At 70.9% G+C, this 23,482-nt stretch carries 25 protein-coding genes and 1 tRNA gene; 16 read left to right on the top strand and 10 right to left on the bottom strand.

Annotation, left to right across the window (positions count from 1 at the left end):
- Positions 1–674 precede the first annotated feature (674 nt).
- From HDA32_RS28610 to HDA32_RS28580, 7 genes are all read left to right on the top strand, one after another.
- On the top strand, positions 675–3,305 hold the full coding sequence (locus HDA32_RS28610; protein ID WP_179646107.1) for a transglycosylase domain-containing protein: 2,631 nt from the start codon (positions 675–677) through the stop codon (positions 3,303–3,305).
- A gap of 3 nt (positions 3,306–3,308) precedes the next feature.
- Positions 3,309–4,715, top strand: a complete 1,407-nt coding sequence (locus HDA32_RS28605; RefSeq protein WP_312863366.1) for a glycosyltransferase family 87 protein — start codon at positions 3,309–3,311, stop codon at positions 4,713–4,715.
- Between the two features lie 125 nt (positions 4,716–4,840).
- Positions 4,841–5,131, top strand: a complete 291-nt coding sequence (gene rpsF, locus HDA32_RS28600; protein WP_179646106.1) for a 30S ribosomal protein S6 — start codon at positions 4,841–4,843, stop codon at positions 5,129–5,131.
- A 61-nt stretch (positions 5,132–5,192) separates the two neighbouring features.
- Positions 5,193–5,771 (top strand): single-stranded DNA-binding protein, encoded by a 579-nt coding sequence (locus HDA32_RS28595; protein ID WP_179646105.1) that lies wholly within the window; start codon positions 5,193–5,195, stop codon positions 5,769–5,771.
- Between the two features lie 119 nt (positions 5,772–5,890).
- On the top strand, positions 5,891–6,127 hold the full coding sequence (rpsR, locus tag HDA32_RS28590; protein ID WP_179646104.1) for a 30S ribosomal protein S18: 237 nt from the start codon (positions 5,891–5,893) through the stop codon (positions 6,125–6,127).
- 25 nt (positions 6,128–6,152) lie between these two features.
- A complete protein-coding gene (gene rplI / locus HDA32_RS28585; protein WP_179646103.1) occupies positions 6,153–6,599 on the top strand; it encodes a 50S ribosomal protein L9 in 447 nt (148 codons plus the stop codon).
- Positions 6,600–6,956: 357 nt separating this feature from the next.
- Positions 6,957–7,718, top strand: coding sequence for a peptidoglycan recognition protein family protein (locus HDA32_RS28580; RefSeq protein WP_179646102.1), 762 nt, complete (start codon positions 6,957–6,959; stop codon positions 7,716–7,718).
- A gap of 10 nt (positions 7,719–7,728) precedes the next feature.
- Here HDA32_RS28580 and HDA32_RS28575 read toward each other — a convergent pair whose 3' ends face one another.
- A complete protein-coding gene (locus HDA32_RS28575) occupies positions 7,729–9,081 on the bottom strand; it encodes an MATE family efflux transporter (protein ID WP_179646101.1) in 1,353 nt (450 codons plus the stop codon).
- A 338-nt stretch (positions 9,082–9,419) separates the two neighbouring features.
- On the opposite strand from HDA32_RS28575, the gene dnaB reads away from it, so the two are divergent.
- From dnaB to HDA32_RS28560, 3 genes are all read left to right on the top strand, one after another.
- Positions 9,420–11,177: a replicative DNA helicase gene (gene dnaB / locus HDA32_RS28570; protein WP_179646100.1), complete on the top strand. Its 1,758-nt coding sequence runs from the start codon at positions 9,420–9,422 to the stop codon at positions 11,175–11,177.
- 472 nt (positions 11,178–11,649) lie between these two features.
- Complete coding sequence (locus HDA32_RS28565; RefSeq protein ID WP_179646099.1) at positions 11,650–11,823, top strand: hypothetical protein; 174 nt, start codon at positions 11,650–11,652, stop codon at positions 11,821–11,823.
- 118 nt (positions 11,824–11,941) lie between these two features.
- Positions 11,942–13,534 (top strand): OmpA family protein, encoded by a 1,593-nt coding sequence (locus HDA32_RS28560; protein ID WP_179646098.1) that lies wholly within the window; start codon positions 11,942–11,944, stop codon positions 13,532–13,534.
- 79 nt (positions 13,535–13,613) lie between these two features.
- On the opposite strand, the gene HDA32_RS28555 is transcribed toward HDA32_RS28560, so the two are convergent.
- Together HDA32_RS28555 and HDA32_RS28550 are read right to left on the bottom strand one after the other, a co-directional pair.
- Entirely contained in the window at positions 13,614–14,285 is a 672-nt protein-coding gene (locus HDA32_RS28555) for a class I SAM-dependent DNA methyltransferase (RefSeq protein ID WP_179646097.1), read from the bottom strand.
- Positions 14,286–14,327: 42 nt separating this feature from the next.
- Positions 14,328–14,681 (bottom strand): VOC family protein, encoded by a 354-nt coding sequence (locus HDA32_RS28550; RefSeq protein WP_179646096.1) that lies wholly within the window; start codon positions 14,679–14,681, stop codon positions 14,328–14,330.
- A gap of 367 nt (positions 14,682–15,048) precedes the next feature.
- On the opposite strand from HDA32_RS28550, the gene HDA32_RS28545 reads away from it, so the two are divergent.
- Positions 15,049–15,336, top strand: a complete 288-nt coding sequence (locus tag HDA32_RS28545) for a GntR family transcriptional regulator (RefSeq protein ID WP_179646095.1) — start codon at positions 15,049–15,051, stop codon at positions 15,334–15,336.
- Positions 15,337–15,495: 159 nt separating this feature from the next.
- Here the strand turns inward: HDA32_RS28545 and HDA32_RS28540 are convergent, their stop codons facing one another.
- The 7 genes from HDA32_RS28540 to upp all read right to left on the bottom strand — a co-directional run bounded on the left by HDA32_RS28540 (position 15,496) and on the right by upp (position 20,524).
- Positions 15,496–16,143, bottom strand: coding sequence for a hypothetical protein (locus HDA32_RS28540; RefSeq protein ID WP_179646094.1), 648 nt, complete (start codon positions 16,141–16,143; stop codon positions 15,496–15,498).
- A 266-nt stretch (positions 16,144–16,409) separates the two neighbouring features.
- Positions 16,410–17,321 (bottom strand): haloalkane dehalogenase, encoded by a 912-nt coding sequence (locus HDA32_RS28535; protein WP_179646093.1) that lies wholly within the window; start codon positions 17,319–17,321, stop codon positions 16,410–16,412.
- A 604-nt stretch (positions 17,322–17,925) separates the two neighbouring features.
- Complete coding sequence (locus tag HDA32_RS28530; RefSeq protein WP_179646092.1) at positions 17,926–18,153, bottom strand: hypothetical protein; 228 nt, start codon at positions 18,151–18,153, stop codon at positions 17,926–17,928.
- Positions 18,154–18,375: 222 nt separating this feature from the next.
- Entirely contained in the window at positions 18,376–18,900 is a 525-nt protein-coding gene (locus tag HDA32_RS28525) for a PH domain-containing protein (RefSeq protein ID WP_179646091.1), read from the bottom strand.
- A gap of 15 nt (positions 18,901–18,915) precedes the next feature.
- Complete coding sequence (locus tag HDA32_RS28520; RefSeq protein WP_179646090.1) at positions 18,916–19,080, bottom strand: hypothetical protein; 165 nt, start codon at positions 19,078–19,080, stop codon at positions 18,916–18,918.
- Positions 19,081–19,239: 159 nt separating this feature from the next.
- Complete coding sequence (locus tag HDA32_RS28515; RefSeq protein WP_179646089.1) at positions 19,240–19,464, bottom strand: three-helix bundle dimerization domain-containing protein; 225 nt, start codon at positions 19,462–19,464, stop codon at positions 19,240–19,242.
- 406 nt (positions 19,465–19,870) lie between these two features.
- The gene (gene upp, locus HDA32_RS28510) at positions 19,871–20,524 is read right to left on the bottom strand and encodes a uracil phosphoribosyltransferase (RefSeq protein ID WP_179646088.1); all 654 of its coding nucleotides are present in this window, start codon (positions 20,522–20,524) and stop codon (positions 19,871–19,873) included.
- Positions 20,525–21,121: 597 nt separating this feature from the next.
- Between upp and HDA32_RS28505 the strand changes: the two genes are divergently transcribed.
- The 5 genes from HDA32_RS28505 to HDA32_RS28485 all read left to right on the top strand — a co-directional run bounded on the left by HDA32_RS28505 (position 21,122) and on the right by HDA32_RS28485 (position 23,468).
- A complete protein-coding gene (locus HDA32_RS28505; RefSeq protein ID WP_179646087.1) occupies positions 21,122–21,625 on the top strand; it encodes a tRNA adenosine deaminase-associated protein in 504 nt (167 codons plus the stop codon).
- Positions 21,626–21,724: 99 nt separating this feature from the next.
- Positions 21,725–22,222, top strand: a complete 498-nt coding sequence (locus tag HDA32_RS28500; RefSeq protein WP_179646086.1) for a tRNA adenosine deaminase-associated protein — start codon at positions 21,725–21,727, stop codon at positions 22,220–22,222.
- Positions 22,219–22,713: a nucleoside deaminase gene (locus HDA32_RS28495; protein WP_179646085.1), complete on the top strand. Its 495-nt coding sequence runs from the start codon at positions 22,219–22,221 to the stop codon at positions 22,711–22,713. The genes HDA32_RS28500 and HDA32_RS28495 overlap by 4 nt, the downstream gene beginning before the upstream one ends.
- A 10-nt stretch (positions 22,714–22,723) precedes the next feature.
- Positions 22,724–22,808: transfer RNA gene (locus tag HDA32_RS28490), tRNA-Ser, on the top strand.
- Between the two features lie 375 nt (positions 22,809–23,183).
- A complete protein-coding gene (locus HDA32_RS28485; RefSeq protein ID WP_179646084.1) occupies positions 23,184–23,468 on the top strand; it encodes a hypothetical protein in 285 nt (94 codons plus the stop codon).
- The last annotated feature ends 14 nt before the right edge of the window (positions 23,469–23,482 follow it).

The raw sequence follows: 23,482 nt of genomic DNA, 5'->3' as shown, positions 1-23,482 counted from the left end.
AACACGGGGAGAGGTGCGGGTCCACGACCGGATGCCGCCACCTCGACGATGTGAACTGCGCAAACTTGGAGTTACCGGAAATCGGTCCGAACGGGCTCTCCGACCGCTACCCGCACGTCGTACTCTGTCACCCATGTGTTCGGAGTAACGGATCGATACGAAGGGCCGCGTCGACAGGTACGCTCACGCGTGGGTTGTGCTATGCGGCGCCGCCGCCCTAACGTAACGATCGCTTCCAGGGCGGGCACCGACCCCCGGTGCCATGCCGTGAAGTGCTTGGGCGGCCATCCGAGAGGCTCGGGCGGTCGACCCGTCGTTCATCAGGAGCGGCCCAGAAGGGAGCGACGACGCAAGCCGCGCCGGGCGTGCACCTACGTACCCGGTGGTGTCCTCTCCACACGTACGCAGTGGTCATTGCGCACACGAGAGGGGTGTCGCGCTCCGTAGTTTTCGCCCCGAAAGGTCCCGACAGGAGGAAGCAGCGGCCAACGTCTTCGGTCCCCCCGAGGAAGCCCCCGATCCCCAGCCGGACGTCACGACGACCGGCGTCCCGCGGCCGGGGTGCGGAAGTCTTTCACCAGGGCGGCCGGATCCGTGCCACTCGGGTCGCGCATCGCGCACCGACCCTCCCCCACAGTCGCCAGGCCGATCGGCCGTATGAAAAACGAGGACGCGTGAGTACCGAAAGACGACGGAGCGCCGGCGGGCGCCGCAGGGCCGGTGGCCCGGAGGACCCGCGCGGCAACGGCGGCAGGCGGGCCCCCCGAGGCCCTGCCGAGGACGAACGCGCTGCCGGCGGTCGCCGCAGGGCCAGGGAAGACAACGGATTCTGGGACGACGACGCCGAGCGCCGCCCGCGCCGGTCGAGGGACGACTACGACGACGACCGTCCGCGCCGCCGTTCCGCGGCGGCCGCGGCCGCGGCTGAGGGCGGGCGCGAGGGCGCCCGCCGGCGGCCGCGCGGGGACGACCACGGCGACCGTCCGCGCCGTCGGCCCGGCGCCGAGGCCGGCCGCAGGGGCGGCGGCCGCCGGCGCCCGCCCGGAAAGGACGACGAGTACGACGAGCGCGGCCCGGTCAAGCGCTTCTTCGCCAAGGTGTGGAAGCCCGCCCTGGTCGTCTGCGCCATCGGCTTCATCACCGTGGTGGCGGCCTTCGGCGTCGCCTACGCACTGATGCCGAGCCCCACCGAGATGGGCGCGCAGGCCAGCGCGACCGACGCCTCCACGTCGATCCGGTTCGCCGACGAGACCGAGGCCACCACGTTCGGCGAGGTCAACCGGATTCCGGTTGAGCGGGAGCAGATCCCCGAGAGCGTGGTCAGCGGCGTGATCGGCTCCGAACAGCGCGGCTTCTGGGAGGACCCCGCGATCTCCCCGACGGGTACGGCCCGCGCCGTCCTGAGCGGCGGCAGCGCCGGCGGCGGTTCGTCCATCACCCAGCAGATGGCGCGCAACTACTACGACGGCCTGTCCCAGGACCGCTCCTACCTGCGCAAGTTCAAAGAGATCATCGTCGCCTTCAAGGTCGAGCAGTCCCTGACCAAGGACGAGATCCTCACCCAGTACCTCAACACCATCTACTTCGGCCGCAACGCCTACGGCGTCCAGGCCGCGGCGCAGGCCTACTTCGGCAAGAACGTCGAGGACCTCAGCAGCGCCGAGGGCGCGTTCATCGGCGCGATCATCCAGCAGCCGGGCAACTTCCAGAACGTGGAGCCGGGCTCGGAGATGGAGGAGGTCCTCAAGGGACGCTGGGATTACGCCGTCAACGGCATGGTCGTCCTGCACGAGGAGGACCCCGAGCGCGGCATCAGCCAGGCCGAGGCCGACGAGCTGGAGTTCCCCGAGACCATCCCGTTCGAACCGGGCGACAACTACGCCGGCTACAACGGCTACATCATCCAGGCGGTCCAGGAGGAGCTGAAGGAGCGGTACGACCTCACCGACCAGCAGCTCGCCCTCGGCGGGTACCAGGTGACGACCTCCCTGGAGAAGAAGTACATGGACGCCGCGAACAAGGCGTTCGACGAGGGCCTGCCCGGGGGCATGGAGGCCATGCCCGAGCGGACCAACTACGGCCTGGCCTCGGTCGACCCGCGGACGGGTGAGGTCAAGGGCTTCTACGGCGGCGCCGACTTCTCCACCGACACCAACAACTCGCTGACGGAGCGCGCCCAGGCGGGTTCGGCGTTCAAGCCCTACGTGCTGGCCACCGGCCTGTCCCAGGGCATCAGCCTGAACAGCACCTTCGACGGCGACTCCCCGCAGGAGTTCCCCGGCGTCGGCGAGCCGATCCAGAACGACAGCAACGTCTCCCACGGCCAGGTCAACCTGGTCGAGTCCACCGCCGAATCGATCAACACCAGCTTCGTCGAGCTGGCGATCCAGGTCACGCCGGCGGCCGTGACGGAGACCGCGCGGAAGGCGGGCATCCCGGAGGAGCAGTTCGAGACCGCCGAGATGGGTCCCAACATCGCGCTGGGCACCTACCAGGTCACCGCGCTGGACCAGGCGGCCGGCTTCTCGACCTTCGCCAACGGGGGCGTGCACATGCCCCAGCACATGGTCACGGGTGTCAAGGACGCCGAGGGCAACGTGCTGGAGCCCAACGACGCCGACCGACTGGAGAGCGGGAATCGGGCGTTCAGCGCCGACGTCGCCGCCGACGCCACCTACGCGATGACCCAGGTGGTCGACGGCGGCGGTGGCGAGAACGCCGCGCTGCCCGACCGCCCGGTGGCCGGCAAGACCGGTACCTCCAACAGCGCCAAGTCGGCCTGGTTCGTGGGCTACACCCCGCAGCTCTCCACCGCCGTCGGGCTGAGCCGCGACGACGGCCAGGCACTGGACATCCCCGGCGTCGACGCGATCTACGGCGGCACCACCTCGGCCAAGGTCTGGAGGGCCTACATGAGCGAGGTCATGGAGGGCGAGGAGGTCATGCGGTTCCCGCCCCGGGCCAACGTCGGCGACGACCAGAACTTCGCCCCGACGCCGAGCACGACGCCCAGTGAGACGGCGACGCCCGACACCGAGACCTCGGAGCCGCCGGACCTCGAGACCTCGGAACCGCCGGACCCGAGCACGTCGGAGTCGCCGGAAGAGGTGGACTGCGACGACCCGATGAACATGGGAAATCCGCAGTGTGAGGACGAGCAGGGTGAGACCGGCGATCCCGAGAATCCCGACGACTGCGTACCGAGCGTGTTCAACGACTGCGATGACCAGCAGACGGAAGAGCCGAACAACAACAGCCGGGACAACAACAACGCGGCCGGCGACTACGCGGCTCGTAGAGAGTAGCCCGTGACCGACCGTCCCACCGGTGCCGGCGACGACCCCGTCGCCGGCACCTCTCCTATCCCCGTCTCCTCCCGGGCCTCGCAGGTCTCCCGGACCTCCCGCAGCGGTGCGACGCCGTGGCTGCCGCTCACCGGCATCGCGCTGCTCGGAGCGGTGCTGGGCTACCTCGCCAAGGCGCCCTGCCGGTTCGGCGGGGCGTGGCTGGACGGCACCCAGTTCCAGAAGGCCTGCTACAGCGACGTCTTCCCGCTGTACTACCGCGACCAACTGGACGCCGGGACCGTCCCCTACCTCGACAAGCCGGTGGAGTACCCCGTGCTCACCGGCGGCCTCATGCACGTCCTGGCCAGGGCGGTCTCCTGGCTGCCCGATCCGGTGGCGCGCGGCCTGGGCTACTTCGACGCCACGGCCGTCGTGATGGCGGGCTGCCTGGTCGCGGTCGTGCTCTCGGTGGGCCACCTCGCCGGGCGCGGCGGCGTCGCGCCGGCGGCCGGCCGTCCGTTCGACCGCCGGGCCGCCCTCGCAGCGGGGGCGTTCACCGCGCTGGTCCCCGCGGCGCTCCTCACCGCCTACATCAACTGGGACCTGTTCGCCGTGGCGCTGGCCGTCGGCGGGCTGGCGGCCTACGCTCACGGCCGCCAGTGGCTGTCCGGAGCGCTCATCGGCCTCGCGGTCGCCGCGAAGTTCTACCCCTTCCTCTTCTTCGGCCCGCTGTTCGTGCTCGCGGTCCGGGACCGGCTGCGCGACGGCCGCCCCCTCAAGGAGTCCCTCGGCGACTTCGCGCGCCCGCTGGGCGGGGCCGCCGTCGCCTGGGCCGCGGTGAACCTGCCCGTCATCGTGGCGGCCCCCGAGGGGTGGGCCACGTTCTTCCGGTTCAGCAGGGAGCGCGGCGCCGACTGGGGGTCCGTCTACTACGTCCTCGGCGGGTTCGGCCTGTTCGACACCGCCGACCTCGACGCGGTCAACCTCGCCGGCACCCTCGGCCTGCTGCTGGCCTGCGTCGGGATCGCGCTCCTCGGCCTGTTCGCGCGCGGCCGCCCGCCGCTGGAGCAGCTCGTCTTCCTGGTCGTCGCGGCGTTCTTGATCACCAACAAGGTGTGGTCGCCGCAGTTCGTGCTCTGGCTGCTGCCGCTGGCCGCGCTGGCCTGGCCCCGGCACGTCGGCCTCCGGCCGGCCCTGGTGGTCTTCGGGCTGTGGCAGGTGGCCGAGATCGGCTACGTCCTGGGCATCTGGCAGTACCTGCTGTCCGTCTCGCCGCCGGAGGGCACGAGCGGCCTCGGGATCGAATTCGGGGCCTACGCCCTGCTCACGCTGGGCCGACTGCTCTCGCTGCTGCTGGTGTGCGCCCTCGTCGTCGCCGACTGCGTGCGGGCGCCGGCGAAACCGGGAATCGGGGCCGAAACGTCTTGACGGCCTGGTAGCCTTGGCGTTCGTCTGGCTATCCGAGCCCTCACCACCGAATACCGGCGGGGGCTCTGGCCCTCCTGCCATGGAAAGACCATGGCCGCGACAGTCCAGAGGAGGTACGAACGCCTATGCGTCGTTACGAAGTCATGGTCATCCTCGACCCCAACCTCGACGAGCGCACGGTATCCCCGTCGCTGGAGCAGTTTCTGGGCGTCGTCCGCAACGACGGCGGCTCGGTCGAGAAGGTCGACGTCTGGGGGAAGCGCCGCCTCTCCTACGACATCGCCAAGAACACCGAGGGCATCTACGCGGTGATCGACCTCACCGCCGAGCCCGCCACGGTCAAGGAGCTGGACCGCCAGCTCGGCCTCACCGAGGCGGTCCTGCGCACCAAGGTCCTGCGCCCCGAGGTGCACTGACGCGGACCCCGCGTCGCCCCCGCACCCGCCTGATCCGTACCTAGGAATCCGGAGCCAACCAATGGCAGGCGAAACTCAGATCACGCTCGTCGGCAACCTCGTCGACGATCCTGAGCTGCGATTCACCCCCAGCGGAGCCGCGGTCGCGAACTTCCGCGTGGCCTCGACCCCGCGTCAGTTCGACCGTCAGTCAGGGGAGTGGAGGGACGGCGAGTCCATGTTCCTCACCTGCTCCGTCTGGCGCCAGTACGCGGAGAACGTCGCCGAGAGCCTGCAGCGCGGCATGCGCGTCATCGTGCAGGGCCGGCTCAAGCAGCGCTCGTACGAGACCAAGGAAGGCGAGAAGCGCACCGTCTTCGAGATCGACGTCGACGAGGTCGGCCCGGCCCTGCGCAGCGCCACCGCCAAGGTGACCAAGACGCAGCGCCAGGGCGGCTTCGGCGGCGGAGGCCAGGGCGGCGGCGGCTTCGGCGGCAATCAGGGCGGTGGCGGCGGAGGCTACGGCAACCAGGGCGGCGGCTTCGGCGGCGGCCAGGGCGGCCGTTCCGGTCCGCCCGCCGACGACCCGTGGGCCACCGGCGGCGGTGGCGGGGGCTTCGGCGGCGGTGGCGGCGGCTACTCCGACGAGCCGCCGTTCTAACCGCCCCGGCACCCCGGTCGCGCCGGTCGCGGTCCGCGCCGCTTCCCGCGGTTGTCGTTTCTGTTCTGTCCCAATGACCATCCCCGGATGATCCGGGGCTCTTGCAAAGGAGCACCACGATGGCAAAGCCGGCAGCGCGCAAGCCCAAGAAGAAGGTTTGCCTGTTCTGTCAGGAAAAGCTGTCCTACATCGACTACAAGGACACCACCCTGCTGCGCAAGTTCATCTCCGACCGCGGCAAGATCCGCGCGCGTCGGGTGACCGGCAACTGCACGCAGCACCAGCGCGACGTCGCCACGGCGATCAAGAGCGCTCGCGAGATGGCGCTGCTGCCCTACACCAGCACCGCTCGCTAACGGGGATCCGAGGGAGGTTTAAGTCGTGAAGCTGATTTTGACCCACGAGGTCAATGGTCTCGGCGCCCCGGGTGACGTCGTCGAGGTGAAGGACGGCTACGGCCGCAACTACCTGCTGCCGCGCGGGTTCGCCATCCGGTGGACGCGCGGTGGGCAGAAGCAGATCGATTCGATCCGCCGCGCCCGCGCCGCGCGCGACATCCGCAGCCTGGACGACGCCAAGCAGATCGCCGGTCGGCTCGGCTCGCTCAAGGTGCGGCTCACCCAGCGGGCCGGTGACACCGGCCGCCTGTTCGGCTCGGTCACCGCGGCCGACGTGGCCGAGGCCGTCAAGAACTCCGGCGGTCCCGAGGTCGACAAGCGCCGGATCGAGATCCGCAACCCCATCAAGTCCGTGGGTGACCACAAGGTCGAGGTCCGCCTCCACCCCGAGGTCAGCGCCACGGTCGCGCTTGAGGTCGTCGGCGCCTAGAGAGGTTCGAGGACGGAGGTCGCAGGGGGCGGCCGCCGCGGCGCGCGTAGCGCCGGCGGCACGCGCGAGGCCGCGCCTTGGCCGCACGCCCTCGCTGTGACCCCGGGAATCAGACTTCTCCGGGAACGCGGCCGGAAGGAATCGGCCGGTCCCCGATCCGAACGGATCGGGGACCGGCCTTTCTCATGTCCGGTTGATGACACGCCACATTGCTTAAAGTAACTCTTTGATTACTATTGGCAACTTATCCTGTTCGGGTGGGCCTGTTACTCCACCGGAAGGGTGAGGCCATTGTGCACTCATGAGCAGCACGGTGAACGTGGCGAGATATCCAGGCGAAACGTAGTCCGCGGCGCCATGGCGGTGACCGGGGGCGTGCTCCTGAGCGGCGCCGCCGACCTCGGAACGGCGCGGGAGGCGCTCGCCGCAGCGGAGCCCACGCTGTACCACCGCGGTCATTGGAACGCGAGCAGGGCGCGCAGGAACGCCCAGGTCATAGCCAACGGGCCGGACCACGTCGTCGTGCACCACACCGCGACGGCCAACAGCACCGACTACTCCAAGGAGCACGCGTTCGAGCTGTCCCGGCGGATCCAGCGCTACCACATGCAGAACAACGGCTGGGACGACATCGGGCAGCAGCTCACCATCAGCCGCGGCGGGCACATCATGGAGGGCCGCAACACCTCCCTGCCCGCCATCCGCCAAGGCAGGCACGTGGTGGGCGCGCACACCGCCAACCACAACAACCACACCATCGGGATCGAGAACGAGGGCACCTACTCCTCGGGCAAGCCGACCGACGAGCTTCTCGAATCGCTGGCCGACACCTGCACGTGGCTGTGCCTGACCTACCGGCTCGACCCGGGCGGGGCCATCGTCGGGCACCGCGACTACAACGTCACCAGCTGCCCCGGTGACGGGCTGTACGCGCTGCTGCCCGCGCTGCGCAGGGAGGTCGGGGCCCGAATGGCCAAGGTGCGGGCCAGGTGGCGGCAGATGGGCGGCACCGAGTCGCGCGGCGGCAACGCTCCGGCCTTCCCCGACCCGCCGGTGCGCGAGCGGAAGGCGGAGTTCTACCACGGCCCCACGCTCGGCGAGCACGACCGGACCCGGTGAGGAGCGGGCGTCAGGGACGCGTGGCGCCCGTCACCAGCCAGGCGCGTCCGCTGGCCCGCAGGCCCAGTGTCAGGCCGCGGGCCAGCATCCACACCCCGAAGGCCAGCCAGAGCCCCATCAGGCCGAACGTCGAGTCCTCCGGCGTCGCCCACAGCACCAGCGCCGCGAACGGCAGGTGGGCCAGCATCGTCCAGAAACTGGCCCACGCCAGGTAGCGCTGGTCCCCGGCGCCCATGAGGATGCCGTCGAGGACCATCACCACGCCGCTGACCGGCTGCAGGGCGGCCACGACGAGCAGTGCGCCCAGGATGAGGTCCGAGACCTCGGGGTCGGCGGTGAACAGGAGCGGCGCCCAGGGGCGCACCAGCAGCACGACGGCGGCGAACAGCAGCCCGGCCATGACGCCCCACTCGACCATCCGCCGGGTCGCCGCCCTGGCCCCGGGGACATCGGAGGAGCCCAGGTGGCGCCCGATGATCGCCTGCCCGGCGATGGCGATGGCGTCCATCGCGAACACCAGCAGCGACCACAGTTGGAACGCGACCTGGTGCGCCGCGATCTCGGGGTCGCCCAGCCGGGCCGCCACCGCCGTGGTGACCACCAGCACCACCCGCAGGGAGACCGTGCGCACGAACAGCGCGAAGCCGGCCGCGACCGAGGACCTGAGGCCGCTCGCGCTGGGGGCCAGGGAGACGCCGTGCCGCCGGGCGGCGCGCACCACGATCGCCACGTAGACCGCCGCGCCGGCGGTCTGCGCGATCACCGTCGCCCAGGCCGAGCCGGCGATGCCCCAGCCCAGGCCCAGCACGAACGTCACGCACAGCACGATGTTGGCCAGGTTCGACGCGACGGCCACGACGAGCGGGGTCCGCGCGTTCTGCAGGCCGCGCAGCACCCCGGTCCCGGCCATGATGACGAGCAGCGCCGGCGTGCTGAGCAGGCTGATCCGCAGGTAGGTGAGCGCATGGGGGGTGATGTCCGCCGACGCGCCGAGCGCGCTCACCAGCCAGGGCGACAGCGGCCACCCCACGGCGATGACCCCGATGCCGATCAGCACCGCGAGCCACAGCCCGTCGACGCCGTTGCGGATGCCCGAACCGACGTCGCCGGCGCCGAACCGCCGGGCGACCGCCGAGGTGGTGCCGTAGGCGAGGAAGATGCACAGGTTGGCCAGGGTCATGAGGACCTGGCTCGCCACTCCGAGCCCGCCGAGCGCCTCGGTGCCCAGCCGCCCGACGACGGCGGAGTCGGTGAGCAGGAACAGGGGTTCCGACACGAGGGCGAAGAACGTCGGGACGGCGAGGCGGAAGATCTCGCGGTCGTGGGCGTGGCGGAAGGGCGGTGCCGACAGGGGTTTGGGCATGACCCTGCAACGTTACCGGTCAGGTGTTCGAGAGGATGGCCGCGGTTATCCACCGGACCCGGCAAGCCCTGTGGATAACTTGTGGAAAGTTGGCCGTGTACTTTCTTTCACACACAGCCGGTGCATAGTGTCTCCGCAGCTCATACCGCGTGTAGGTAGGTGGGGGAAAAGTTATCCACAGGTGTTGTGCACAAGCTGTCCGCAGAAACCGCCCGTTCATCCACAGGATCTCCCCAGGCTCGTCCACAGGTCGCTTTGCGGACTGTCACCACCGGCGAGGACAATCCAAACTCGAGCACGTTGTCAGTCGCAGGGGGAGAGACCGTGGGGGAGACGCCATGAGTGTTGGCGAGCATCCGCAGGAGGAGGGCGGCTTCGAACGCACGCCACCACACGACATCATGGCCGAGCAGTGCGTGCTGGGCGGCATGCTGCTCTCCAAGGAGGCCATCAGCCAGGTGGTCGAGATCGTGCGCTCGGCCGACTTCTACCGCCCGGCGCACCAGACCGTCTACGACACCGTCATCGACCTCTTCTCGCGCGGCGAGCCGGTCGACGCGGTCTCGGTCAACGCCGAGCTCACCAAGCGCGGCGAGATCACCCGCGTGGGCGGCGCGCCCTATCTGCACACCCTCACCGAGGCCGTCCCGACCGCGGCCAACGCCGGCTACTACGCCCGCATCGTGGCCGACCGCGCCGTCCTGCGCCGCCTGGTCGAGGTGGGCACCCGCATCGCCCAGATCGGCTACGCGGGCGACGGCGAGGTCGACGACCTGGTCGATCGGGCCCAGGCCGAGGTCTACCGGGTCGCCGAGAAGCGCGCGGGGGAGGACTACCTCCCCCTCAGCGAGATCATGCCGGGGGCCCTGGACGAGATCGAGGCGATCTCCGCCCACGACGGCTCGATGACCGGCGTCCCCACCGGCTTCACCGACTTCGACGCCCTCTCCAACGGCCTGCACCCCGGCCAAATGGTCATCATCGCGGCCCGTCCCGCAGTGGGCAAGGCCCTGGCCCTGGACACCCCGCTGCCCACCCCCGGCGGCTGGACCACCATGGGCGAGGTCCGGGTCGGCGACGAACTCCTCGCCGCCGACGGCACCCCCACCCGCGTGGTCGCGGCCACCGACGTCATGACCGACCGCCCCTGCTACGAACTCGCCTTCGACGACGGCACCACCGTCACAGCCGACGCCGAGCACCGGTGGCCGGTCGGAACCGACCCCGCGTCCTCCACCGACATACCGACGACGCGGGAACTCGCGGCTCGGGTCCCCGACGAGAAACCCCATGTCGGAGCCTGCCGCATCACCGACGTCCGGCCGGTGGGAAGCGTTCCGGTGCGGTGCGTGCAGATCGACCATCCGGACCGCCTGTACCTCGCGACGCGGTCGATGATCCCGACGCACAACTCCACCCTCGCCTTGGACTTCGCGCGGGCCGCGTCGATCAAGCACCAGTTGACGTCGGCCTTCTTCAGTCTGGAGATGGGGCGCAACGAGATCGTCATGCGGCTGCTGTCGGCCGAGGCCCGGGTGCCGCTGCACACCATGCGGTCCGGGCTCATGACCGACGACGACTGGACGCGGCTGGCCCGCCGCATGGGCGAGGTCGCCAGCGCGCCGCTGTTCATCGACGACTCCCCGAACATGTCGATGATGGAGATCCGGGCGAAGTGCCGCCGACTCAAGCAGCAGCAGGACCTCAAGCTGGTCATCGTCGACTACCTCCAGCTGATGAGCTCCCCCGGCCGGGTGGAGAGCCGCCAGCAGGAGGTCTCGGAGATGTCGCGGTCCCTCAAGCTCCTCGCCAAGGAACTCGAGGTCCCGGTCATCGCCCTCTCCCAGCTCAACCGCGGCCCTGAGCAGAGAACGGACAAGAAGCCCCAGGTTAGCGATCTACGCGAATCGGGCTCGATCGAGCAGGATGCGGACATGGTCATCCTGCTCTACCGCGAGGACGTGCACGAGAAGGAGTCGCCGCGGGCGGGGGAGGCGGACCTGATCGTGGCCAAGCACCGCAACGGGCCCACGGCCACGGTGACCGTGGCGTTCCAGGGGCACTACAGCCGCTTCGTCGACATGGCGCCCGGGTGACAGGTCGACAGGCCGACACCGCCCCCCCTCGGCCGGAACCCGCCGTCCGGCTGTGCGTCCGGGGCATACGGGCCGAGAGCGAGGGCGGGACGCCGACGCCCTCCTCACGGGCCTGCTCTCCGGTCTCCACGTCCGCGCCGACCGCACGGCGCCGGGCGCGGTGCTGCCCGCCTCCATGGGGACCTCGGCACCGACGAGGACCGGGGGCGGCTCGTCACGGCGCTGCGCATGGTGCGCGCGGCCCGGTGCCTGCCGGAGGGCGAGCAGCATGCCTCGGCAGGGCGATCGGCTCGTCGACCACCGGCGCATCCGCCTGAAGCGGTCGGCCGACCGCCGCTCCTCACCCGTCCACCGGCGCGGGGCCGGCAGGGGTCCGCGCCGTTCGCCGCCTGCGCCGCGCAGCGCGGAGCAGGTCTTTTAGCCGGGGGCCGATCGGGAGCGGTCGAGCGTCGCCACCGCGGTCCTGGTTCCCGTGACCTTCGCGGTCTGCGCGGCCCTCGACGACGGCACGCAGACGGGCACCTACCACGGCCTGTGGCAGCGGATCAGTCTGGGCATCGGCCTCGGCTGGTTCGGCGTGCTGGCCCTCCGGCTGCTGTTCGAGCGGCCCCGAGTGCGGTCGCGGCTCCAGGAGGCCGGCCCATAGGCCGTCCGGCGGAGGGCGGCGGTGCGGCGGAGGCCGCCCGCGCGGTTTCGCCATCCGGTCCGCGCGTACTGGAGGATGTCTCCGGCACCGTTCCCCCCGACGATCGGAGTTTCCCCCTATGGCGCGGACGACGCCCATATCCGTGATCGCGCTGCTGGCATCGGGCAGCCTGCTCCTCAGCGGCTGCGGCATCACCGATGACCCCGGCCCCTGGGCGCAGTGGTTCGGTGAGGAGGGGCCGCCTCCGGTCGAGGAGGAGTTCCCCTACACCAAGGAGGGGCGCATCTTCCAGGACACCGGTCAGGACGCGACGATGCGCTTCTCGATCACCGGGCTGGAGCGCACCCCCGACCACACGGTCATGTACTACGAGGTGGAGTACCTCGACGAGTTCGCGGGCAGCAACCGCAACCTCAGCATGGCGCACACCCTCGTCGACCCGATCACCGGCCGGGTCTACCGCCAGTACCACGACGACGAGGGGCTGAAGTACGGCTCGGTCAGCCCCGGCCCTCCCGGGCTGTATCCGGTGCACGACGGGGTCGCCAACGAATACCGCAGGTACTTCCCGCCCATCCCCGAGGAGGTGCGGCAGGTGACCTTCATCGGCAGCGGGCTGGGGGCCATGACGGGCATCCCGATCCAGGACGTCGACGAGGAGCGGCCGGACCCGGAGGATCCCAACGGCGCCGATCACCTCTCCCCCTCCGATCCGCCGCCCGCGGGGCGCGACCTCACATTCGAGAACCGCCGGCCCGACGACGGCGCCGCGGCGGGCGAGGGCTGGGTGGAGAGCTTCGTCGACTCCGAGATCGCCTCGATCACGCGCGACGGCGACACGGAGACGATCTCGCTGCACTCCGATGTGATGTTCGAGTTCGACGAGTCCGACCTCACCGACGAGGCCGATGAGGTCGTGCGCCAGGCGGCGGAGACACTGGCGCGCAACGTCGATCCGGACAACCCGGAGATCACCGTCATCGGCCACACCGACGGTGTGGGCGGTGACGCCTACAACGAGAGGCTCTCCGTCCGGCGCGCCGAGACGGTGCGGGACCTGCTGGCCGAGGAGATCGGCTCCGGCCACACGTTCGTGGTGGAGGGGCGCGGCAGCACCGAGCCGGTGGCACGGGAGGGCGGACCCGATGACGAGCAGGCGCGCTCCCGCAACCGGAGGGTGGAGTTCGCCTACGGACTCGGCGGCGCCGCCGAACCGGAGGAGGAGTCCGATGACGGCGGGCTGGGCGTCGCGGAGCGCACCGTCGGCTGGCCGGCGCCGTTCACCGACGACAGCGGCGACGTCGTCGCCGAGGCGGAGCGGGACGGCGTGCGGCTGGAGGTGTACCCGCTGCGCAGGGACGGCTCCTACGTGATCGGGAGCGTGGCGCTGACCAACACCTCCGATGAGCCGGTCGACCCGGACATGGGCGGGCTGGACTCGCTGCAGCAGGGCGGGCCGGAGAGGTTCAGCAAGGGAACCCTGGGCGGGTTCCAGCTCCTGGAGCCCGAGACCGGTCTGGTGCGCTACGTCGCGCAGATGAACTTCGGCGGCGGCACCTACAGCGGCTTCGCCGAAGAGGTGCACGAGCTGCAGCCCGGCAACACCTACGAGCTCGTGGCGGTGTTCCCCGCCCCGCCGGCCGACGTCGAGGAACTGACCCTGCGGGCCGGTCCCTTCGGCGAGCTCCCGGAGATCCCCGTCGGGGCGTGAGCGGGACGGGGTGCCGGTCTCCCGCCGTCGTCGGCACCGGCGCCCCGCTCCGGCGCACGACGGGCGGGGCCGCCGCGCGTCATGGCCGGCCGCCGTCGGCCGGTTTGCGGGCCAGCAGGTAGGCCTGCTGCGTCCTCTCCACCCCTTCCCCCTCGTCGGGCTCGCGCAGCAGCCGGGCGCGCACGTCCAGCCCGGCCCGGCGCAGCAGCTCGGCGACGCGGTCCGGCCGCCGCCGGTGGAAGTCGAGCGACACCGCGTGGCCGAACGGCCGTGCCAGGTGCAGCGGCTCGTCGCCGACCTGGAAGGCGAGCAGCAGGTGGCCGCCCGGGGCCAGGACCCGGTCGAACTCGGCGAAGACCTCCGGCAGATGCTCCTGCGGGGTGTGGATGATGGAGTACCAGGCCGCGATGCCGCCGAGGGCGCCGTCCGGCAGGTCCAGAGCCGTCATCGAGCCCTCGTCGAACCGCAGGTCCGGGTGCGCCCGCCGGGCCAGCGCGACCATCCGCGGCGACAGGTCGACCCCGAACGCGGACAGCCCCAGGGCGTGCAGGTGCGCCGTCACGCGGCCCGGGCCGCACCCGAGGTCGGCGACCGGGCCGGCGCCGGCGTCCCGAACGAGTTCGGCGAATCCGGCGAGCACCGCCCGGTCCAGCGGCTTGGCCGCCAGTTCGTCTCGGAAGTGATCGGCGTAGTCGGCGGCCACGGCGTCGTAGAACGTCCGGGTGGTGCGCAGAAAGGACGGTTCGGTCATGGCGGAGTACTGTAGCCCACCCGGACGCGCCGCACCGCCGTCCTACTCCCACTCCAGGCAGAAGGGGTGCCCGGCCGGGTCGGCGTAGACGCGGAAGCGGGGCTCGGTGGCGGAGAGCAGGGTGGCGCCGAGGGCGAGCACCTTCGGTTCGGCCTCGTCGATGTCGTCGACCCGGATGTCCAGGTGGATCTGCTGCGGATGCCGCGGGTCCGGCCACCGCGGCGGCACGTGGTCCGGTGCGTGCTGGAAGCTGATGCGTCCGGTGGTGGCGTCGCCGATGTCGACCCATCCGCCGTCGACGCCGGTGATCGGCACCCCGAGCACCTCGCAGTAGAACCGCGCCAGCGCGTGCGGGTCGGGGCAGTCGAGGACCACCGAGGACAGGCGACCGATCATCAGGGCTCCCTTCGTTGAACCGTCCCGTCAATGGTGCCGGACGGGGAAGCCCCGGGGACACGCCTGTTCCGGCGCGGTCGCGACCGCGCGACGCGATCCGGGCGGGCGGTGCCGCACCCGCGCTGGTGCCCGCGGTGTTCAGCGCCGGAGCCGCCGTCGTCGCGATCGCCGCCGCGGCGGGCGTGGTCGCCACCGTCGGGACGGGGGTCGGCGGCGGCCGGCCCGAGGACCCCATGAGCGGCGTCGCGAACGGCCTGAGCGTGGTGCTGCTCGTGCTGGCCGCCGCCTATGCCGGCGCGGCGGCCACGGTCGTCCCGGGGCGGCGCTTCCACGAACGGCTGTCGACCTGGGGCTGGCGCCCAACACCGTGGCGCGCGCCTACCGCGAGCCGGAGCAGGAGGGCCTGCTCCGCAGCCGCGGAAGCAGGGGGACCTTCGTCGCGCCCCCGCCCGCACAGCGGGCCGCGCCCCCTGAGCCGGGTGCGGCGACCGGGCCCGATGCGGCCGCGCCCGACCTCCGGACACCGGCCCGCGCCCTGGTCCAGTGCGCCCGCCGCGCGGGCGCGGACCGCGAAGCCCTGCTGTCCCTGGTCGCCGAGGAATGGGACGGCGCGGCCGCATCCGAGGCCTCCCCGACCGAAGCGGGCCGGTACTGAGGTTCGCAGAAGCCGCGTCGGGTGGTCGGTGCGCCGCAGCACTTTCGGCGATCGTGACCTTGTGGGGGGTTATCGCAACGTTTTCAGGTCCCGCAAGGTCAAGATCGCCGTGAGGGCCGCCACCCGGCCACCGCGGTGACCACGGCCTCCGGCGGCCTGTCAGGCGCCGGCCTCCTGTGCGGCGGCGAGGACCACCTGCTCCATCTCCTCCTTGGTGGCCTCCGAGGAGACCGTGAAGACCGAGACGTGCAGGTCGCCGGGGAGCGACAGGTGGAGGTGCCGGTTGGAGCCCTCGACGGTCGAGACGAGCTTCAGCTCCCCGCCGAGCTCGTCGGTCCGGTCGGTCCGGTAGGTGTCGACGTTGACATCGACGTCGACCTCCCAGTCCATCTCCTCCTGCGCGCCGGCCGGCCGGACCACCGCGGCCCGGTCGCCGGGGTCGGCGTTCACCGTGAAGACGAGCGCGACCGACTCGCCGCCGGGCTCGGTGCCGCCGACCCAGGTGCAGGACAGCTGTTCGGAGTCGGGGACGTCCTCGACCCCTCCCGCCTCCTCTTCGAGCGCGGCGCCCTCCGGCGCCAGGTCACCGACGAGTTCGGCCGCGCCGATGTCGGCGCACGAGGCCGGTACGGCGAAGGGGGCCTCCTCGGCGCTGGGCTCCGGCAGCGGTGTCGCCTCCCCCGCGGCGGGTCCCTCCGCGGCGTCGTCGGGGAGCACGTCGCAGCCGACGAACAGTGCGCCGGCCGCGACGGCGACGCCGACGGCAGCGACGGACCAGGAGACGGGGGATGACGGAACGAGTCGCATGGGCGGCTTTCGCGGATCGGGGGGATGGAACCGCGCGCGCGGCGACGGGCGCCGGCGCGAAAGGACAACCGGAACCGTAGCAAGAAAAGGCCGACCCGGAGGTGTCCGCCGGCGCCGGGGTCCGGGGCGCCCGCCGGATTCAGGGACCCGGTGCCGGCCGGGAGGGGGTCGACCGGCGGAGGCGCCGTGTCGACTCCGCGACATGTCGCCGTGCCGCCGTGTCGTCGAGGTGACACGGCGGCACGGCGATGTGCACGCCCTTCAGCTCACCGGGTGCGGCGGACCAGGTCGGCGATGATCCGGGCGAGCTCGGGGCCGGCGTCCTCCTGCAGGAAGTGGCCGGCGTCCTCGATGGTCGCGTGCGGCTGGTCCTGCGCGCCGGGAACGAGCTTCTGGAAGGGGCGCTCACCGCCCGCGGTGATGGGGTCGCCGTCGCTGAACGCGGTGAGGAGGGGCTTGTCCCACTCCTTCAGCACCTCCCAGGCGCGCCGGTTGTCGGCCGACGCCGGGTCGTCGGGGGCGGTGGGGACCAGGGAGGGGAAGACCCGCGCGCCTGCGGTGTAGGAGGCGTCGGGGAAGGGCGCGTCGTAGGCGGCGACCACCTCGGGCGGCAGGTCGCTCCGGACGCTTCCGTTGATCAGGCGCCCGATCTGGAAGTCGGGCGTCTGCCGGGCGAACCGCTGCCACTTCAGGAACGCCTCCGTCGGCGGGTGGTCCCCGGTGGGCAGGCCGGTGTTGGCGACCACGGCGCGGGCGAAGCGGTCCGGCGCCTCCGCGAGCATCCGCAGCCCGATGAGCCCGCCCCAGTCCTGGCCGAACAGGGTGATCCCGCGCAGGTCGAGCCGGTCGAGGAGCAGGCTCCGCAGCCAGGACACGTGCGCGGCGTAGGTGTAGTCGTCCTGTTCGGTGGGTTTGTCGGAGCGGCCGAATCCGACGAGGTCGGGGGCGACGCACCGGAATCCGGCGTCGATCAGGGGCGGGATCATCGAGCGGTACAGGTAGCACCAGGAGGGCTCGCCGTGCAGGAGCACGACGACGTCGCCGTCGCGCGGGCCCTCGTCCAGGTGGTGCATGCGGAGGGTGCCGCCGTCGCCGTCGCCGACCTCGGCGTAGTGCGGCGCGAAGGGGAACCCGGGGAGATCGGTGAACCGGTCGTCGGGTGTGCGCAGGACCTGCATGGCGGACTCCTGGTGCGGAACGGGTTCGGGTTGTCGGGGCGGGCCGGCCGGTGGCGCGGTGGCCGAGCGTGCCCAGCAGCCTACAAACGTCCGGGAGAACGCGCCATACCAACGGGTCGGTTTGTCCGTCTCCGACGGTGCCTACCCGAGCCGGCCGCAGCCGAAGACCTGCTGTGCGGCCTTGTCCGCTGCCGGGCGCGCACGAGAGTGCTCGTTTACCGGCTCTTCTCGTCGGTCTCGGCCTTGATTCCGGCGGGGGCGGGCGCTCAGACCATCGGATGGTCATGGGGAGATGGGTAAGGCTGCCTGGCGGCTGCCTGGTGCTCGACGGTCGGGTTCGCACAGGGGGTCGGCTGTCGCAGTGCGCGTAGCGCCGACGGCACAGCAGGTCCGAGCCTTGGACGTCTCACCCCGACCCGCGAGCGCAGTAGTCGGAACTCGATGCGGTTCATGGTGATCCGGGCGCTCGATCCCATCGGAGGACGCAGCGGAGCCAACGGTCGGCGCGCCCCCAATGCGACCACCGGCGGTTTCGACGTGCACAGCCGTGGGGCGGCCGGTCACCTCGGTGACCGGCCGCCCCACGGCGCGATGCGCGATCGCGTTACTGCCAGCGCGCCTCGGGGCGCGTGCGGCCGTTGTCATCGGTGGTCAGCACCCAGCGCAGTAGCGGGCGGGCGGGTGCGGCGGTCTCCTCGGTCTCGCGCGGCTGCGGCAGCGTCATCCCCATCGGGGCGGTGCCGCGGGTGCGGGCGACGGAAGGACGACGCCGACGGCGCGTCGAGACCGGACGGGCGGTGGACAGCGACGCCTCGCTCACCTTCCGGGCCATGGCGACACCTCCTCGTTCAGCTTACTGAGGACTATAGTTAACCTTCCGTTCACCTTGAAGTCAACTTGGATATACCGGCATGTGTCTGAGGGAACACGGGGGCGCAGGGAGGATGCGGAGGAGACGTGGAGGGGCGGCAGCGAAGCGGGCAACCAAGAAGCGGGCAACCAAGAAAGAAGCGCCCGCCGACGGCGGACGCTTCGTGTCGCTGGCGGTGCGCGGCTAGGCCGCGTCCTCCTTGCCAGGGAAGATCAACCCGACGACCTCGAGGTAGAGCTGCTCGGGGTAGGGAACGTAGTTGATCCTGCTCAGAGCCTGGTCCTGACCGGCGGACTCCATGACGAAGGTGCCGTAGCCGACCATGCGCCCCACGATGGAGCGCTCGAAGCGCATGTCCGTGACCTTGCCCAGCGGCATCATGTTGACCTGCCGGGTGATCAGCCCGCTCGTGGCCAGCAGCCGCGCCGAGGTGATGACGAAGTAGTCCACCGACCACTCCGCGACCTTCCACACGAACCAGACGAGGATCAGCAGCCAGGCCCACCAGATGACGGCCAGTACGGTGGAGCTCCCAGCGATCGCGGTGTTGCTCAGAATGCCGGCGAAGATGAGGCTGCCGAGCACCATCGCCACCGGCCCCATCAGGATGGCCGGATGCCGACGCATGGTGATGACCTGCTGCTCGTGCGGCAGCAGGTAGCGGTTGACCGATGCCGGCGCGGCATCGCCCGGGGTTACCAGCCTCATTGGCACGTCGGCCCCCTAAACGGCCAGGGCGTTGACGAAGCGGGACAGTGAATCAGCGGCGCCCATCAACCCGTTGAGCCCGGTCTGGATCACGCCTGCGGCGGATTCGGGCTGAGTGAGCAGATAGAAGGCGACAAAGGCAACGAGGCCATACCCCAGCCATTTCTTCAACTTCGCCATGACCGACTCCCCAAGAAGCTGCTGACCCACTAACCCAAGGTGATTGTTACATCGCGAAGCAAGCCCGTAAAGGCAGATACCGGTTACCGGCGTGGCGTTCCAGTTCGCGGCCGATGTGGTGCTGGTCACCTCGGGGGTCCGGTCGCGGGCGGGCGCCGGTCAGCGTCGCTCCGCGAAGGCCAGGGCCAGGACCTTGAGGTGCTGGCGGGCGATCCGCTCGACGAGGTCCGGCGTCGCCCTGCCGGTCACGTCCTGGGCCCCGTGCCGGGCCGCGTCCACGCATCTGGAGATGGTCGGCTCCGGGTGGACGCCGTCGAACTCGGCGCTGAGCCGACGGATGACGGGGGTGAACTCGCGTGGGGCGGCGGCTGCCTTTTCGGTCATGTCACTCCTTGAGGGGTTAGGGGTGATCGATGGCGCTCCGTGCCCGGCCGTCTGCAACGTGTGACCGCCACAGGGGTCGGGGGACTCAGTAAGGGAATGGAGTTTGGGCAGGTGAGGGTGGGTGTCTGTGCTGGGAGGGGGGTCAGGGGTCGGTGCTGCGGTCGGGGTCTGGTGCTGTTCCCGGGTCAGGGGTTGGCAAGTGGGACAACCCTAATGTGCCACGTCTCCGCCTTGAGTGGAATTCGGCTAATACAAAAAACGCCAGGTCGAAGCGTATTTGTTACCGAAGTGTCCTATGGTGAGAAGTAGAGGGTTCCCGGTTTCGGGCGGACGAAACCACCTATATGTACTTTTCTTTAAAAGAGCGCGCGGCCGCGGCCGGACCGTGCGCGCCGGACGCCCGCGGTCACACGCAGCCGTAGAGCCGGTCCCCGGCGTCGCCCAGCCCCGGCATGATGAACCCGTTCTCGTTCAGCCGCTCGTCGACGGCCGCCGTGACCACGCGCAGCAGCGCGTTGTGCTCGTCGCCCAGCGTCTCGACCAGTTTGGCCTTGACCGAATCCAGGCCCTCGGGCGCGGCGAGCAGGCAGATCGCGGTGACGTGGTCGGCGCCGCGGTCGACCAGCAGCTTCAGCGAAGCCGCCAGCGTGCCGCCGGTGGCCAGCATCGGGTCGAGCACGTAGCACTGGCGCCCGGACAGGTCCTGGGGGAGGCGGTCGGCGTAGGTCGCCGGCTGCAGGGTCCGCTCGTCGCGGGCCATGCCGAGGAAGCCGACCTCGGCCGTCGGGAGCAGCCGCGTCATGCCGTCGAGCATGCCCAGGCCGGCGCGCAGGATGGGGATCACCAGCGGCGTGGGCCGGGTGAGCTGCACGCCGGGAGCGGGGGCCAGAGGCGTCTGCACGGTGACATCGGCCACCCGGACGTCCCGGGTCGCCTCGTAGGCGAGCAGGGTGACCAGCTCGTCGGTCAGCCGCCGGAACGTCGGAGAGTCGGTACGCACGTCGCGCAGAGTCGTGAGCTTGTGCGCGACGAGCGGATGGTCGACGACGTGGATGTCCATCTGGAAAACACACTCCGGTGAGCTGGGGAGACGGGGTGGGGTCGGCGTCCGAGTCTAACGGCGGCCGCGGGCCCGGTCGGATGGGGGTGTGACCGGCGCCACTCCCGGCCGTTCAGCCATGTTCGGCGGTCGGTTCGCACAGGGAGGAGATCGGCTGTCGCGGTGCGCACAAGTCGTCGGCGGCACGGCGGCCCGGGTCCCGAGAGTCCATCCGGCCCCGTGAGCGCGGCGGTCGAAGCCCGGTCGGCGCCGGCCGACGCACTTTGGGACGGTGATTTCCGCGGTTCCGCAGACCGCCGTTTCCCTCCGCTATCGGTCGGTTCGCCGCCGTGTGCGGCGCCACCCACCAGGGGGTTCACGGCCTCGGACGGGCGGGCGCCGCAGTGTGGCCGCTGTGCCGCGTGGGACGAAGTTTTCCGATCGCGTTCTGTTGGGGACGGGGCGTCCGTTCTAATAGGACATGTGAGCGCGGACTTCTATCACGGAGACAGCCCCCCTTGGGGAGACCGAGTCACGGGCGAGGGCAGCCGTTACGATGACGCCGTCCCGGACGATCTGCGATCCTGGCCGCATCAAGGCCTTCCGGGTGGAGTGACGATGACGGGACTCGAACAGGATGACGACGGCTCCAGTGACTTCGCCGCCGTCGCTTATCGCGAAGAGGACTACTGGGACGTCGACCTGCTCCCGGTGGCCCTGACGCAGGATCTGAAGGGACTTCTGCACGCGCTGCGGCAGCAGCCCAGCATCAGCGGCGCGATCGGGCTGGTCTCGGTCGGCGACGACTTCTTCATCATCGCCCGCGTGTACGGGCGCGACGACGTCAGCCTCTTCCTCTCCGACGTCACGGCATCGGTCGACTGGAAGGTGGCGCGCTCGGTCCTGGAGTACCTGGACATCGACGTCCCCGACGAGGAGGACCTCGACCAGGTGCTGCCAGCGGGCGACCTGTCGATCCTGGCCGACCTCGGCCTGGACGAGATGGAGCTCGGGGCGCTCGCGGGCGACCTCGACCTCTACCCGGACGAGGTGCTGGCCAGCATCTCCGAGCGGCTGGGATTCCCGCAGTCCTTCCAGCGTGCGTTGGATGCGATGGGGTAAGCCCCCAACGACGGCGGGCGCACGGTCGGCGCCCGCTGCAGCACGGTCAAGCCGAACGGGGTGGGCCCTGCCTGCCCGGGGAGAGGAGCGGGAGCGCACGTGTCGATCTTCTCAGCGGTTTTCTCCCGGTCCGCCGCCGGCTGGACGGGGGCTGAGATCGATCTGGCGGAGGCCGACGGCATCGACGACGTCGCCGATCTGATGCGCGACGTCGCGGGGGCGCGCGACCCCGGAGCGGCCGAGGGCACCATGATCCTCATGGTGGAGGCCGACGACGAGTGGTTCGGGATCGTCAGGGTCGACGACCACAACGACCCCCAGGTCTTCCTCTCCGACGCGCGGGTCGTGCCCGGCTACCCGCTCGCCGCGCTGCTGCTGGACGGCAAGGGCGACGGGGAGCCCGAGGAGGCCGAGGGCACCGGGCAGACGCCCTACCCCGACCCCGCCGGCGACTCCGGCCTGCTCTCCGACTTCGGCACGTCCGGCGAGGAGCTGCTGGCGCTGACGCTGCGCGAGGGCCTGCTGCCCGCCGACGCCCTGGACGAGGTCGCCGGTCGCGCGGGCTTCGCCGAATCGCTGGACGCGCTGCGGGCATGAGCGGCGCGCAGCAGGCGCGGGACCGCTACGACGAGGCGCTGCGGCTGGCCCTGGACGAGGCGGAGCGCACCTCCGGCAGTGGGGACGTGCCGGTGGGCGCCGTCGTGCTGGACCCGGCCGGGACCGTCATCGGGGCCGGCCACAACGAGCGCGAGGCCACGGGCGACCCCACCGCGCACGCCGAGGTGCTGGCGCTGCGGGAGGCGGCGGCGCACGCGGGCGCGTGGCGGCTCACCGGGTGCACGCTCGCCGTGACCTTGGAACCCTGCACGATGTGCGCCGGCGCGATCGTCCTGGCGCGGGTGGACCGCCTGGTCTACGGGGCGCGCGACCCCAAGGCGGGCGCGGTCGGCTCGCTGTGGGACGTGGTGCGCGACCGCCGGCTGAACCACCGCCCCGAGGTGATTCCGCCCGATCTGGTCGGCCCCGATGTCGCCGCGCGCTGCGGCGCGGTCATAACCGAGTTTTTTGCACTCCGTCGTCTCCGGTAGAGTTGCTCCCGGTGGAGTCGCATAGTGGCCGAGTGCGCGCGCCTCGAAAGCGCGTGAGGGGAGACCCTCCGTGGGTTCAAATCCCACCTCCACCGCCCACCGGAAGCCGCCCGGGCAACACGCCCCGGGCGGCTTCTCTCGTTTGCCGGGGGTTGTTCAGGGGGTTGGCTGTCGCAGTGCGCGTAGCGCCGGCGGCACGTACAGACCTCGCCTTCTACGCTCTCCCGCACCCGCGGCAGAGACGGCCGGGCTCGCAGGCAGGCGTGGGCCCGCTCGCGCCGCCATCATCACGCGATCGCGGCAGCCCACCCCTGTACTCACCTCGCTTGACATAGAAGCGTCGTGCGGGAACCCGGGAGCAGGGATCGCGGGCGCGTGCGCGGAAAAGTCTCCGCCGGTCATTAAGCTCGGTGGCAGCAGTGCGGGTCCTCACCGCACGCGTGCCAGAGCAGTCACCCGATCGGAGCGGCATGCCCGAGCCAACCTCGACCCCCGGCAACGACCACAACAGCGACGGGACCTCGACGAACCCGGCCCGTGAGGAAGGGATGCGGCACGTCTCCAGCCTGCTCACCAACCTGGAACAGTTGATCAAGACCGCCGACAAGGGCGAGCAGGCCACCGCGGGCGATCCCGATGTGGAGTGGCTGAACCAGGTCCTGGCGCACGCGGGCGACGAGCTCCGCAAGACCCGCGAGCACCTCTTCCAGGAGGGGCTCTTCGGAGAGAGCAAGGACCCCAAGCTGTTCTTCTAGCGTCTCTCCTCCCC

It is taken from the genome of Spinactinospora alkalitolerans (genome assembly GCF_013408795.1).
Lineage (GTDB): Bacteria > Actinomycetota > Actinomycetes > Streptosporangiales > Streptosporangiaceae > Spinactinospora > Spinactinospora alkalitolerans.
Note: the sequence above shows the minus strand (reverse complement) of the source record. Positions and strands in the feature narration are given on the sequence as shown.